Source organism: Arthrobacter sp. SAFR-179 (assembly GCF_059414945.1).
In genome coordinates this window covers 1-13,199 of record NZ_JBPFDM010000002.1, presented here as the reverse complement: position 1 = coordinate 13,199, position 13,199 = coordinate 1, and the positions used below count along the sequence as shown (strand labels likewise).

The window sequence follows — 13,199 nt, the reverse complement described above, 5'->3', positions numbered from 1 at the left end:
GCGGCGAGTGAAGAAATAGCCTTGGCCGGCCTCGCGTTAGGCTGGCTGGGCAGCAAGCTCGTCATTGCCGGGCCCAGGGCGCCGCAACGCTCAATCGCACACTGCATAAGTAGTCGTCAGTGAGCCTTCCGAAGGAACCCACTTCATGAACAAGAACCGGCTCGAAGCATTCAGCGACGGCGTCCTGGCAATCATCATCACCATCATGGTGCTGGAACTTCACGTCCCCGAGGAGCCAACGTGGGAGGGTGTGGCGGGTATCCTGCCCACCTTGTTCAGTTACTTGCTGAGTTTCGTGTACGTGGGCATCTACTGGAACAACCACCACCACATGATCCACCTGGCGAGCCGGGTGAACGGCGGGATCCTATGGGCCAACCTTCACCTTTTGTTCTGGCTGTCGCTGTTTCCGTTCACCACACGGTGGATGGATGAATCCGGCTTCATGCAGGTCCCTGTCCTGCTTTACGGCATCAATCTGCTGTTAGCCGCGATCGCCTACTTCATCCTCGAACGCCGGCTGATCGCCGTGCAGGGCAGGAGCGGGGCCCTCGCCAAGGCTGTCGGCCGGGACTGGAAAGGCAAAGCTTCCCCGCTGATCTATCTCCTTGGCATCGGGCTTACCCTTGTCCAGCCCCTGCTCGGGATTGCCGTCTATACAGTCGTTGCGCTGATCTGGCTGGTGCCGGACCGGCGCGTGGAACATTTCGTCGCCTCGGCCCACCACAGTGACGTCGGAAACGGCTAGGGCGGCACGGGCAGGCCAAAGAAATTCCCGCCCACGTTCTGCTTTAGCCCCTGAGGTCGATGTAGGCGTGCCAGTACCGGGCGTTGTTTCTCGCGGATGCCAACACCACCAGGCCGGTCTGGCTGGTGACGTTTTGTTTGGTTGACGTGGGGTCGTTGATGTCTGTGTCGGTACTGCTGCTGATAATCGGTGTGCCGGCGCCGGGCGCGAAGGAAACGTTGTTAAGCGGCGATTTCTTGTAATAGATGGTGCCGCCCACCTCGGGCGCGACCGCGAACATCCAGACCTGGCCGTGTTCCTCGTCGATCATGACCATGGGCCGGGTATGGAGGTCCTGCACCTCACCAAATTCAGCGCTGGTCCAGTCGCCTTTGCCGTCGCGCACCAGGAGCGCCACCAATGTCTGGCCTGCGTTTCGATTGGCTGTCTTGATTGCAGCGTAAAGACGCCCGCTGCCGTCGCTTGTCAGCTGCCTGAGGTTCAGATGGTCGTTTGCGCATCCGCCTTTGCAGTTCTTTCCTCCGCCGTAGGCCACCTCCGTCTGCCACGACTTGTCCGGCTGGCCGTCCTGGTGAACGGCAAAGTAGAACTTCTTTTGCCCGGGCTTCTGGTTACTCCACATGATGCCGATCTTGTCCCCCTGGAAGGACGTGACTGCGGAGATGTCGTCGTAGTGCACCTGGGCGTTGGTTGTGGGCAGGACGAAGGGAGTGGCCCACTCCGTGTCGCTGGTGGTCGAGTGGTTGACGTAGACACGGTTGCTGTTGTCGGACGAAACGATGGTGTAGGTCACCCATAGCTTGCCGAGGGAGTCTTTGGCGACTGTTATCGATTCCGTACTCCCCTTGTGAAGGGTGACGGGGAACCCGGCGTCTTCTGAGTAGGTCTTCGCCGCTGAGTTGTAGCTGAAGCGGTGAAGCGCTGCGGACCCGGAGGTCACCGCGTCCTTGGATGGTGGCGAGCTCCACTCCGAGCGCACAGTGGTGCCGGACACGACATAGAGCTTGCCGTCCTTTGCGTCCCACAGCGCGTCACCGCGCGCGTTCGGCCGTGCATCAACAACCGTTCCCGTCTCCTGCCACGCCTGTGTTGCGACGTCGAGCCTGTGAATTGTCGTGGCATGTGCTGACGGGCTCCACAACAGCCCCCACCAGCTCCCGTCCTGGAACCAAAGCTTGCTTTGGGCCTTGTCCGCCGTCGGGGTTTTCACGCCGTCCCCTGCGTAGGACGGCCCGGGAATTCCGATGTCGGCGGCCTGGGCCGGTACGGGAAGTGCGACAGCGCCGGCCGCCGCGACTAACAGAGCAATGAAAAGGCGTAGCAGACGCATAACGGTCCCCTCAGAGTTATGTCGGTGGACTAATTCTTTTGCTGATCAATTCCTTCAGGTGCAACGGCTGTACCCATGAATTGCCGGTGCCAGTTCGTGGCGATGGGAATGCCGCCAGTGGACGACGACGCGGAGGCCACTTCATCACCTCCAGGCAGGAACACTGTACGTCCGCCATTCGTCCGCCCGGCATACCCTGAATGGCAGCGGAGCAAAAAAGGGGAGGCTGAAGGGGGCCCGTTAGGTAGCCACGTTCCAACTCCCCTTTCCGCCGACGAGCAGGCGCTGGGCGAGGTGTGAATATCAACGGGAGGCGACAACAGGACCATGCATGGCCTTTATCTCCTTACTGGCGCATATTGCCCCGATTCTCTCCATACCCTTGTAATGGGGACAAAGAGCTAGTCCTCGTTCACTTCAGGGTGGAACGATGGAGCGATAAGCAGAAGGCGGGCAAAACCGTGAAGCAGTTTGATATTCCCGACGACGGCGCCGGCGTTGGTCAGCCCCGTTCAGATCCGAGCGATTCCCCTGCGGCTCTGACCATCGATCAATTACTACTTGAGAGCCGGGTCGGGCTCGAACGCGTTCACCCTTCGGATCTCGAGCGGGAGATGGCAGCGGGCGCCTTTGTTGTGGACACACGCCCTGTCGATCAGCGGGACCGCGACGGTGACCTTCCCGGAGCTGTCGTCATTGACCGAAATGTCCTCGAGTGGCGGCTCGATCCTTCCAGCCCCCACCGGCTCCCGATCGCGGACGATCCCGGCCGCCGGGTCATCGTTGTCTGCAACGAGGGCTACAGCTCCAGCCTCGCCGCGCACACGCTGCAGCGGCTGGGGCTGAAACGTGCCACCGACCTGATCGGCGGTTTCCAGGCCTGGGCAGCGCTGCGCAAGCAGTCCGACTAAAACCCCGCGCCGGATAGGCCCAGCACAGGTACGCCGTCTTCCAGCTCTTGGACGGGAGGATCGAGTACCAGGTACTCGTGTGCTTCAAGCCGCAATAGCTTCTACTGGTATTTGTACTGGAAGGAGAACGTCAACATGACCCCTCGCGAACCACAGGCCCTCAACTTCCGGCACGGAGGGCACGCCTACGAGCCCACCCAGGACGAAGCGGGAGAGCGGTTGAAGCCGCGGCTGTGGCCTGTTGGCCCGAGTGAGAGCTACGGGAAAGTGGACTTTGACGACGGCGAGGGAAAGACCGTCCTTACCCTTTATGTTCAGCGCGGGTCCGAAGAAGAGTACGTCCTGCACGTCGAGCACCTGGCCGCACCGCTGCGGATAGGTGGTACGGTCCTCCGTCTGAGTCCGGCACCGCACCTGGAGAGAGACGCCGCTGGCTTCCGCCGGATCACCACTGCCCGTTCCGCCGCCGTGAAGGCCCAGGCCGAGCTGGACGCCGCTGTCAGCGCCGCCCGCGCAAACGGGGACTCCTGGGAGGTTATCGGTGCTGCCCTCGGCACGTCCGCCAGAATTGCCCGGGAGCGGTTCGGACACGCTGGGACGACGACGAAATAGGCCACCGGCAAGCGCCGGACGTTCCCCTGGTTGCCCGGCCCCAACGGACAGGGCATCAGAACGTTCCTTTACCCTGCAGGCCCCCCTCATCGTGGCCTAAGCCAAGGCGGCCTGGCCTCACACGAGTTAGGTATGCTAAGCCCAAAGGCAGGGGATGGATCAGCATGGCCAAACGCAAAGCAACGGCACTGGATGTGGCACGACGGGCGGGGGTGTCCCGCAGTGCGGTGTCACTGGTACTAAACGGCAGGGCGGACGGCAACGTCACTGCCGAACGTCAGGAGAGGGTGCTCCGCGCTGCGGCGGAGCTAAATTACACGCCCAACTCCGTTGCCGTCAGCCTGCGCAACCAGCAGACCTCAACGATCGGCATCATCACGGATGACATCGTCACCAGCCCCTTCGCCGGCCGGCTGATCAGCGGCGCGTCGCGCACAGCCTTGGCCCGCGGATACATGGTCCTGGTGGTGGACACAGAACATGACACGGCCCGCGATGGCGCTGCGGCGCAGCAACTCGTGCACCGGCAGGTCGACGGAATCATGTACGCCACCGGCAGCCTGCGCGAAATTACCGCCCCGCCGGCGATGCTCACCCTGCCAGCCATTCTGGCCAATTGCACCGATGCCGGCTCGCGGCTCCAGTCGGTAATACCGGGAGAGATCGACGGCGGACGCGCTGCGGCACGGTTGCTTCTTGACCTGGGCCACCGCCGCATCACCCTGTTGACCGGAACACTCAGCTCGCCCGCTGCTCCGCAGCGCGAGCAGGGTTACCGTGAGGCCATGGAAGAGGCGGGGCTGGCCCGTGAACAACAGCACGTCCACCTGACCGGATGGGACATCGATGAGGGCTATCGGGCCGCTTCCTCCGTCCTGGGCGGCAGAGACCGGCCGACGGCGGTCATTTGCTCCAACGACAGGGTTGCCACCGGCGTTTTGCTTTACGCGGCGGCCGCCGGACTCCGTGTACCCGAGGATCTGTCCGTGGTGGGCTACGACGACCAGCAGAACCTCGCTGCCAACCTTGTTCCCGCCCTCACCACGGTGGCACTTCCGCACGCCGAAATCGGAGCAGCGGCCATGTCCCTGCTGTTGGATGCCGTGGAAGGAAAAGCACCGGCAGCTGAGCAAGTGGAAGCAGGCATTCTCTACATGCCCTGCCGGATCATCCCGCGGGCGTCCACTGCAGCGGTCCCGGCGGGCTAACCTGGCGGACCGTTTCCGCATTGCTTCGCTGCTGAAGATGTTCGGCCAAGGATGACCTGCCCCGCCTCCGGCCGGAGCCCGCTGTGCGCCCTTGGCCAGGTACCTGGCGCACGTAATTCGCGGTCACTAAAGCACCAGTAAAAAATGCTACTTGACACGTGTTAGGCGCCATACCTACTCTACTTAACACGTGTTAGGAGGAGACGACAATGACGTCTGAAAAGACACCGGGACAAACAAGTCCCCCACATGCACCGTCGTCCGGCAGCGGACTTTCACAGCTCACGCGGCGTTCCATGCTGGGCCTTACCGGCCTGGCTGTTGCGGGGGCCACCGTCGGCGCCTGGCCCCGACTGACCGGGAGTGACATTCCGGGCCGCGGGAGCAAGGCCCTGAACATCGCCATCCTTGGCACCTCGGCCGACGCAGCAGCCCGGCAGGGCCTGGTTAACGCCTTTACCTCCGCCCACCCCGACATTCCCGTGCAGCTGCAGGCCATCCAGGGCGCAGACTGGAAGGACTTCTTTTCCAAAATCCTCACCATGGTGGCCGCCGGAACACCGCCTGACGTCGTCTACGTGGCCACCGAGGGCGCCCAGCTGTTCGCGGACAAGCTCGCCGAGCCGCTGGATGATTATGTCCGCCGGGACGCTGCGGACATGAGGGACTACTTCGACGACGTCCATCCGAGCCTGCTGGAAGCCTTCATGTACCAAGGCAGTCTGTACCAGCTTCCGCTGGACTGGAACGCGGCGAACATGTATTTGAACACCACCACCTTTGCCCAGGCAGGCCTTGACCGCCCCAAAGACGACTGGACCCAGGACGACTTCAGCGCAACCCTCCGCGCCCTGCGGAAAGCACGCCCGGCCGACTTCACGCCGTACTACTGGACCAACCGGCTTTTCGGCGGAGTAGTGCCGTGGCTCTACGCCAACGACACCAGCTTCCTTACCGAAACCAAGGCTCCCGGCGGGGACTGGCTTTGGGACCGTTTCTACCCGAACGACCCAGCCCGGGCCACACGCGGCGGCGGCTACCTGTGGCAGGCTCCCAACGCCGAGGACGGGCGGGTTATCGAAACCTTCGACTACCTCCGCGAACTCGTGTCCGAAGGACTGGGCGTACGGCCTGAATCCGGGGGTGGAAACGCCCTGGTGGGCCTGTTCGGCAACAACCGCATCGGCGCAACGCCGGCAGGCGGTTACTGGGCGCAGGGACTGCACGAGGCAGGAATGACTGCCGACCAATTCGATGTGCAGTTCTTCCCCCGTTGGCGGACGCAACGGCATCAGTTCGGCGCTGCCGGCTATGCGATCATGCGCACGGCAAAGGACAAGGACGCCGCCTGGGAATGGGTTAAGTTCTGCTCCAGCCGGGAGGCGATGCAGTTGGCCATTCCCAAGCCGAACACCACTCCCACCCGCCGTTCGATGGTCAATGAGTCCTTTTACGCGGCCACCGGACCCAGGCATTGGAAAGTCTTCTACGACACCCTCGACAAATTCCCCACCTCCGGCCCCATCCCGGCTCCGCCCCAGCAGGCCGCCGTCGAAACTGCCCTTATGAAGAACGTTTCCACCGCTGTCAGCGGCAGCTCCGCTGATGTGCGGGCCGCGATGGGTACCCTGCAGCGCGATCTCGAGCTGGCTCTGAGGAGGAACTCATGACCACAACGTCCACCGCCCCACGCCACACCTTTAAACCGCCGGCAGCGCGCCGCTCATTCGTTGAGCGATGGCTGGCAATGATTTTCCTTGCGCCCACGCTGCTGGGGATGGCCCTGTTCACTTTCCTGCCGATCATCGGATCGCTGGTTCTGGCTTTCTTCCGCTGGGACATCATTTCCGCACCCCAGTTCGTCGGTTTCGCCAATTTCGCCTCCCTGGCACAGGACCCCACCGTTCGCGTGTCGTTCCTGAACACCATCGTGTTCGTCGTCGTCGCGGTCATCCTGCAACTCGGCATCGCGCTCAGTCTTGCTTCCATGCTGCAGGCCAGAATGCCGTCCTGGCTCAGGGTGTTCCTCCGGTCCACCTTCTTCTTTCCCCTGGTCCTTTCCGCCGCGTCGGTGTCCATCTTCATGCGGTACATGTTCAACGAACAGTTCGGCGTGGTGAACTGGCTCCTGTCGCTCGTCGGCATTCCCGCAGTGCCGTGGCTGACCAGCCCCGCGGCCTCCGCCGCCGTCGTTGTCCTGGTCTATGTCTGGCAAAACTTCGGATTCTCCTTCCTGCTCTTCCTCGGTGCGCTGACCAACATCCCCAAGGAACTGCACGAGGCAGCGAACCTGGACGGTGCCACAGGCTGGAAACAGTTCAGCAATGTCACCCTTCCGCTGATCAGCCCCACGGTGCTCGTCGCCTCCGTCATGGCCATCATCAGTGCCCTGCAGGTCTTCGACCAGCCCTACGTCCTGACCAACGGCGGTCCCGGCGATTCCACCCGCACCGCCGTCATGGTGATCTTCGAATCCGCCTTCCAGCAACTGGAATTCGGCGAAGCCTCGGCTATTGGCCTGGTACTGACCGTGCTGATCCTGGCCGTCACCGCCCTGCAATTCCGGCTCAGCCGCCGCTTCGTCTTCTACCAGTGAGGTCCCTCATGTCCAGCCAGACCCTGCATACCGGGACCAAGAAGCATACGGGTTCCACCACCGGCACACCGGCCACCCGCAAGCACTACCGCAACCGCCGCCTCCCGGCTGCCGCAACCGTCGGGAGGTACACGGCCCTGGCCGTGGCTGCCGCGCTGACCCTCGGCCCTGTCCTGTGGACGCTGTCCACTTCGCTGCGGACGCCGTCGGAATCATTCAACCTGCCGCCGTCCTTCCTGCCCATCAACCCGGACTTCACGGCTTATCAAGAGGTGTTCAAGCAGATCAACGTTGGCCTCCTCGTCCTGAACAGCGCGCTGGTGACCGGCCTGATCGCACTTGGCCAGATGGCTTCCGCCACCCTGGCCGGCTACGCCTTCGCCCGCCTGGACTTCCGCGGAAAGAACGCCATCTTCTCGCTGGTGCTGGCCACCATGATGGTCCCTGTGCAGGTCACGATCGTCCCCGTATTTATGCTCATTCGAGGGATGGGCCTGTCCGACACCCCGCTGGCCCTGATCCTGCCGGCCATTCCCACCGCCTTCGGCACGTTCCTGATGCGCCAATACTTCCTGGGCCTGCCAAACGACTTTGCGGAAGCAGCCGCCCTGGATGGTGCCGGACCATGGCGGATCTTTCGTTCTGTCTATGTCCCCCTTGCGGTCCCCGGCATGGCAATCGTCGGGATCCTGGCCTTCAATTTCCACTGGAACGAGTTCTTCCGGCCACTGATCCTGACCATCAGCGAACAGAACTTCACCCTCCCCCTCGGCCTGGTAACGCTCCAAGGCAACCTCGGCACGGGGAGCATATCGGTGGTCCTCGCCGGCGTGATCCTGTCCATGCTGCCCGCACTGGTGGTCTTCATCTTCGGCCAGCGCACCCTGCGCGAGGGCCTCACGGCCGGCGCGAGCAAATAACACCAAACCTCAAAAGGAACCTCGTGGACACACTTACTTCGACTCACACCGCAGCCACAGCAGGCAGCTACCGTCCGGCCCTGCACTACACGGCAAAAGACACCTGGCTCAATGATCCCAACGGCCTGATCTTTCATGACGGCGTCTACCACCTGTACTACCAGAACAACCCGCTGGGAAATGTCTGGGGAAACATGTCATGGGGTCACGCCACCTCCACCGATTTGCTGACCTGGACTGAACACCCAGTGGCCATCGCGTGTGATGACAACGAAGACATCTTTTCCGGCAGCATCGTCTACGACCGCCACAACACCAGTGGATTCGGCAGCGGGTCCGTAGCCCCGCTCGTGGCCATCTACACCAGCGCTTTCAAACCGGGCTCCGTACACGAGGGCGTCCAGGCCCAGTCCCTGGCCTACAGCCTGGACGGGGGCTATACGTGGACGAAACATGGAGGCAACCCTGTGCTTGACCGCGGGTCCGCCGAGTTCCGCGACCCCAAGGTCATAAGGTACGACGGCGGTGCGGGCAGCTACTGGGTGATGGTCGCCGTCGAAGCCACGGACTTCCAGGTGGTGCTCTACAAGTCAGACGACCTGAAGAGCTGGGAACTGCTGAGCACTTTCGGCCCCGCAAACGCCACAGGCGGCGTCTGGGAATGCCCTGACCTGTTTCCCCTGCCGGTGGACGACGACCCTGAAAACCTCAAGTGGGTCCTCACCGTCAACCTCAACCCCGGTGGTCCCAACGGCGGCTCAGCCGGCCAGTACTTTATCGGCGACTTCGACGGGACCACGTTCACCTCCGACAGCACCGTAACCGAAGGCCTCCAGGACCCTGGCCGGCTGGGAGATTACCGGTGGCTGGACTGGGGCCGGGACTACTACGCCGCTGTCTCCTTCAGCGACGCCCCGGACAACCGCCGGCTCATGATCGCCTGGATGAACAACTGGGAATACGCCAACCACATCCCCACCTCGCCCTGGCGCAGCCCCATGAGCCTCGCCCGCGAAATTTCGCTCCGGACCAGCGGTGGAGAGCTGTGCCTGGTCCAGCAGCCGGCCGGTGACTGGGGCGGCCTGGCCGATCCGGAAGCGTTCTGCCTTTCTGGAACCACCATCCACGATGGCGTGCAGGTTCTGCCCGGCGCCGCCGGCACGGTCCAGCGCATTGACGTCAGCTTCACCTCCGGAAGTGCAGAGGAATTCGGTCTCATCCTGCGTGGAGACGGCGCGAAGGGAACCCGCGTGGGCATCCGCCCTGATGAAGGCACCCTGTTTGTTGACCGGCGGGAATCCGGGCAGACAGGCTTCCACGATTCCTTCCCCTCCATCGATACCGCTCCGGTACGGGGAAAGCAGGGCTCCTACGACCTCACCATCTTCGTGGACCGCTGCTCTGTTGAAGTGTTCGCCCAAGACGGCCAGGTCACCATGACCGAACTGATCTTCCCGGCCGAAACATGCACCAGCCTCGCCGTCTACGCCGTCGGCGGTGCTGCAACCATCCGCAGCCTCCAGGTCAAGCAGCTCGCGTAGCGCGGCACCCACAGCAAGGAACAACGAAAATGGATAACAGCGGCAAACCGCACTCTTCGCGGCAGGTATTGGACGTCGTCGTTGTCGGGGAAGCCCTAACCGACGTCGTCACCACTCCGGCGGGGACGCATGAGTATCCCGGCGGGTCGCCGGCCAATGTCGCCTACGGCCTGGCCCGTCTTGGAGTCAGCACGGGGCTGCTCACTTCCATGGGCGCTGACCGCCGTGGTGATGCGCTCGAGGAGCACCTCACCGGCGCCGGCGTGATGATCCTGCCCGGCGCCCGGTCGTTGGAGAGAACGTCGACGGCGACCGCCACGATCGCCCGCGATGGTTCGGCCAGCTACGCCTTCGACATCAGCTGGGACGTGGAACCGCTGGACCTGGCACCCGCCCCGCCCAAGGTCCTTCACACCGGTTCGATCGCAAGTTTCCTCTCACCGGGTGCCGGCGCGGTCAAGGCAATCCTCCAGCAGCTCCGCGGCCAGTGCACCATCACGTACGACCCCAACATCAGGCCGGACCTGCTCGGAACCCACGCCCAAGCACGGCACACTTTCGAGGACCTGGTACACCTGACGGACGTCGTCAAACTCAGCGATGAGGATGCCCAGTGGCTTTACCCGGAAAAGACCCTGGAGGAAACTGCAACACACATCCTGGGCTTGGGAGCAGACCTGGCTGTCATCACCAAGGGATCATCAGGCTCATTGCTCGCGACCCCCACCACGAGCCTCAGCATCCCTGCAGTAAAGACCTCTGTTGCTGACACCATCGGCGCCGGCGATTCCTATACGTCAGCCCTGATCCTGGGACTCCTCACCCGCGGCACCGGCGGCCTCGCGCCCGCTGTCCTCGACCAGCTGGGACGCACGGCGGCCGCTGCGGCCGCGATCACCGTATCCCGGGCCGGTGCCCGGCCTCCAACTGAAGATGAACTCCGCACAAAGCTTCAGCCCCAGCTTTCGTTCTAGCAGGCCCCTCCCCGCCAAGAACCTGCCTTGGCCGCGGCGCCTATAGGTCACCGCGGCCGCCGGCCTAAACCCGCTCCGGAAATGACTCGACCTTCGCAGGGTCGCGCTCCACAACATCGCCAAGGGCATCGTCGATCAGTTCAAGCGTTTCGGGTCCCAGGACCAATTCGGCAGCCTTGACTGTGTCGTCGAGTTGTTCGGGGCGGCTGGCGCCGACAATCGCTGCGGAAACGTTTGGGTTGGCCAACACCCAGGCCACGGCCAGGGTGGCTAAGGGCACGCCCAGATCCTGGGCTATGGGCTTGAGCTTTTCAACACGTTCCAGCACTTCCGGCTGCATGAACCTGTGTACGGTCTTCAGTCCCCCGTCTTCGTCGCTGAAACGGCTGCCGGCCGGCGCCTTCGAAGCGCCGTATTTGCCGCTCAGCACGCCTTGGGCCAGCGGCGACCAGCAGACCTGGGTAATCCCCAGCTCTTCGCAGACCGGCACCACCTCCGGCTCGATCACGCGCCACAGCATGTTGTACTGCGGTTGGCTCGACACCAGCCGGATGCCCAGTTCGGCCGCCAGCGCTGCGCCGGCACGGATCTCTTCGACGGTCCATTCGGACACGCCGATGTAGTGGGCTTTGCCGGCATGCACGATGTCCGCGAAGGCCCCCATGGTTTCCTCCAGCGGGGTTTCGTAGTCGTAGCGATGAGCCTGGTAAACGTCCACGTAATCCATCTGCAGCCGCCTCAGTGAACCGTTGATCGATTCCATCACGTGCTTGCGGGACAGCCCGCGGTCGTTCTTGCCCGGCCCCGTGGGGAAGAACGCCTTGGTCATGATTTCCACGCCTTCGCGGCGGACTCCCTTCAGGGCCTCGCCGAGCATGGATTCGGCCTTGGTGCCTGCATAGGCATCCGCGGTATCAAAAGTGGTGATGCCCAGATCCAACGCTTTGCGGACGCATTCCGTGGCGAGGTCCTGCTCCACCGTTTCGCCGTGCGTAGCCCAGTTACCCAGCGCTATGGCGCTGACCTACATGCCGCTGGTGCCGAGTTTGCGGTATTGCATGAAGTTTCCTTTCAAGGGGTGCCGGGGTGTCCGGCGGAATGGGAAGAATCCGGGGTGCCGGCAGCTAAGCGCAGTGCACGGGGAGGTGCAGTGGTCTCCCGCACAACCAGGCGCGCGGGACGCACGATGGCAGCAGGGGACCGTCCATCCAGGACGTCCAGGAGGATCCGGGCGGCGTCCCGTCCCTGTTCGGCTACTTCGTGGTCCATGGTTGTCAGGTCCACGACGTCGCCGAGCTCATGATTGTCGAACCCCAGCACGGAGAAATCGCGCGGAACATCCAGGCCTGCCTTGCGGAGGACTTTCAGAACACCGAAAGCCATCTCATCGGAAGCAACAAAAGCCGCTGTCGGGACATGCTCCGAAACCAACAGCCGCGACATGGCAAGGGCACCCCCGGCGACACTGTTCTCATCAAACTGTTCAAGCGTGACGTCCTGGGGCAGACCGGCCGTGGAGAGGGCCTCCCGATAGCCCATGAGCCGCTGCAAGGGAGGGACACCGCCGAGGTTGCTGCCGTCGTCATCACGGATGCCGATGAACGCGATCCGTTCGTGGCCCAGATTCAGCAGGTGCCTCACGGCTGCCTGCCCTGCGCCGGCGTTGTCCACTGATACCGATCCGATGCCCGGTGCTTCCGCACCAAGCAACGCCACTGCCTGGCCTTGGGAAGCGAGCAATTCCAACTCGTCTCCGGTGGGCTGCAGCGCGATGATGATGACGCCGTCGGTCCGGCCATGCAGATGCGCACCGCCGAAGAACCGCTCCCGCTGCGCAAGGGTGGCCAGCTCAAAAAGGAGCACGTCAAACCCGGCTTCACGGAGCGTTTGCGCTGCTTCACCGATGACCTTTCCGAAAAACCACTTTGCCAGGACCGGCACCACAATGCCGACGGCGCGGGTCCTGCCCGTCGCAAGCCGGGAAGCAGCCGGAGACGCCGAGTAGCCCAGTTCCCGCGCTGCCTCTTGCACGCGCTTGCGAGTGGCCGACGATACGCCAGGAATGTCGCGAAGGGCACGAGAGACCGTTGATACCGAGACGCCTGCCATCTCAGCGACCGATTCCACGCTAGCTGTCATGCGCCCATGCTAGGCCGCCGCTGACCGCCACCGCAAGCGCTTGCAACAGGTCACGCCATCCAGTCTTTGCCAGCAATGAGGTTCTCCATCCTGGAGGGACGGAGTCAATGCGGGCACTCCAAGTGAAGTCCAGGAGCAACCCCCCTGTTGCCTCATTGCAATACCTCCGGGAAGCGTAATACGTTGCCTCAATTGAAAACCTCCGCCTTCGCGTGATCGT

At 63.1% G+C, this 13,199-nt stretch carries 12 protein-coding genes; 9 read left to right on the top strand and 3 right to left on the bottom strand.

The window, feature by feature from the left end; translation table 11 throughout:
- Positions 1–145: 145 nt before the first annotated feature.
- On the top strand, positions 146–748 hold the full coding sequence (locus ACR65K_RS04455) for a TMEM175 family protein (RefSeq protein WP_440151476.1): 603 nt from the start codon (positions 146–148) through the stop codon (positions 746–748).
- A 43-nt stretch (positions 749–791) separates the two neighbouring features.
- On the opposite strand, the gene ACR65K_RS04450 is transcribed toward ACR65K_RS04455, so the two are convergent.
- Positions 792–1,958, bottom strand: coding sequence for a hypothetical protein (locus ACR65K_RS04450; RefSeq protein ID WP_440151475.1), 1,167 nt, complete (start codon positions 1,956–1,958; stop codon positions 792–794).
- 581 nt (positions 1,959–2,539) lie between these two features.
- Here ACR65K_RS04450 and ACR65K_RS04445 point away from each other — a divergent pair.
- The 8 genes from ACR65K_RS04445 to ACR65K_RS04410 all read left to right on the top strand — a co-directional run bounded on the left by ACR65K_RS04445 (position 2,540) and on the right by ACR65K_RS04410 (position 10,840).
- Positions 2,540–2,989: a rhodanese-like domain-containing protein gene (locus ACR65K_RS04445; RefSeq protein WP_440151474.1), complete on the top strand. Its 450-nt coding sequence runs from the start codon at positions 2,540–2,542 to the stop codon at positions 2,987–2,989.
- 135 nt (positions 2,990–3,124) lie between these two features.
- Entirely contained in the window at positions 3,125–3,601 is a 477-nt protein-coding gene (locus ACR65K_RS04440; protein ID WP_056333507.1) for a hypothetical protein, read from the top strand.
- 164 nt (positions 3,602–3,765) lie between these two features.
- On the top strand, positions 3,766–4,809 hold the full coding sequence (locus tag ACR65K_RS04435; RefSeq protein ID WP_056333504.1) for a LacI family DNA-binding transcriptional regulator: 1,044 nt from the start codon (positions 3,766–3,768) through the stop codon (positions 4,807–4,809).
- Between the two features lie 209 nt (positions 4,810–5,018).
- Entirely contained in the window at positions 5,019–6,479 is a 1,461-nt protein-coding gene (locus ACR65K_RS04430; protein ID WP_440151473.1) for an extracellular solute-binding protein, read from the top strand.
- A complete protein-coding gene (locus tag ACR65K_RS04425; protein ID WP_440151472.1) occupies positions 6,476–7,405 on the top strand; it encodes a carbohydrate ABC transporter permease in 930 nt (309 codons plus the stop codon). Before ACR65K_RS04430 ends, ACR65K_RS04425 begins: the two co-directional genes overlap by 4 nt.
- Before the next feature lie 8 nt (positions 7,406–7,413).
- The gene (locus ACR65K_RS04420) at positions 7,414–8,325 is read left to right on the top strand and encodes a carbohydrate ABC transporter permease (RefSeq protein ID WP_440151471.1); all 912 of its coding nucleotides are present in this window, start codon (positions 7,414–7,416) and stop codon (positions 8,323–8,325) included.
- A 23-nt stretch (positions 8,326–8,348) separates the two neighbouring features.
- Positions 8,349–9,866 carry a glycoside hydrolase family 32 protein gene (locus ACR65K_RS04415; RefSeq protein WP_056333493.1) on the top strand — a complete coding sequence of 506 codons (1,518 nt, stop codon included), beginning with the start codon at positions 8,349–8,351 and terminating at the stop codon, positions 9,864–9,866.
- A gap of 29 nt (positions 9,867–9,895) precedes the next feature.
- Positions 9,896–10,840 carry a carbohydrate kinase family protein gene (locus tag ACR65K_RS04410; RefSeq protein WP_056333490.1) on the top strand — a complete coding sequence of 315 codons (945 nt, stop codon included), beginning with the start codon at positions 9,896–9,898 and terminating at the stop codon, positions 10,838–10,840.
- Between the two features lie 64 nt (positions 10,841–10,904).
- Here ACR65K_RS04410 and ACR65K_RS04405 read toward each other — a convergent pair whose 3' ends face one another.
- Together ACR65K_RS04405 and ACR65K_RS04400 are read right to left on the bottom strand one after the other, a co-directional pair.
- Positions 10,905–11,855, bottom strand: coding sequence for an aldo/keto reductase family protein (locus ACR65K_RS04405; protein ID WP_440151913.1), 951 nt, complete (start codon positions 11,853–11,855; stop codon positions 10,905–10,907).
- 56 nt (positions 11,856–11,911) lie between these two features.
- Positions 11,912–12,979, bottom strand: a complete 1,068-nt coding sequence (locus ACR65K_RS04400; RefSeq protein ID WP_082566754.1) for a LacI family DNA-binding transcriptional regulator — start codon at positions 12,977–12,979, stop codon at positions 11,912–11,914.
- Between the last annotated feature and the right edge of the window lie 220 nt (positions 12,980–13,199).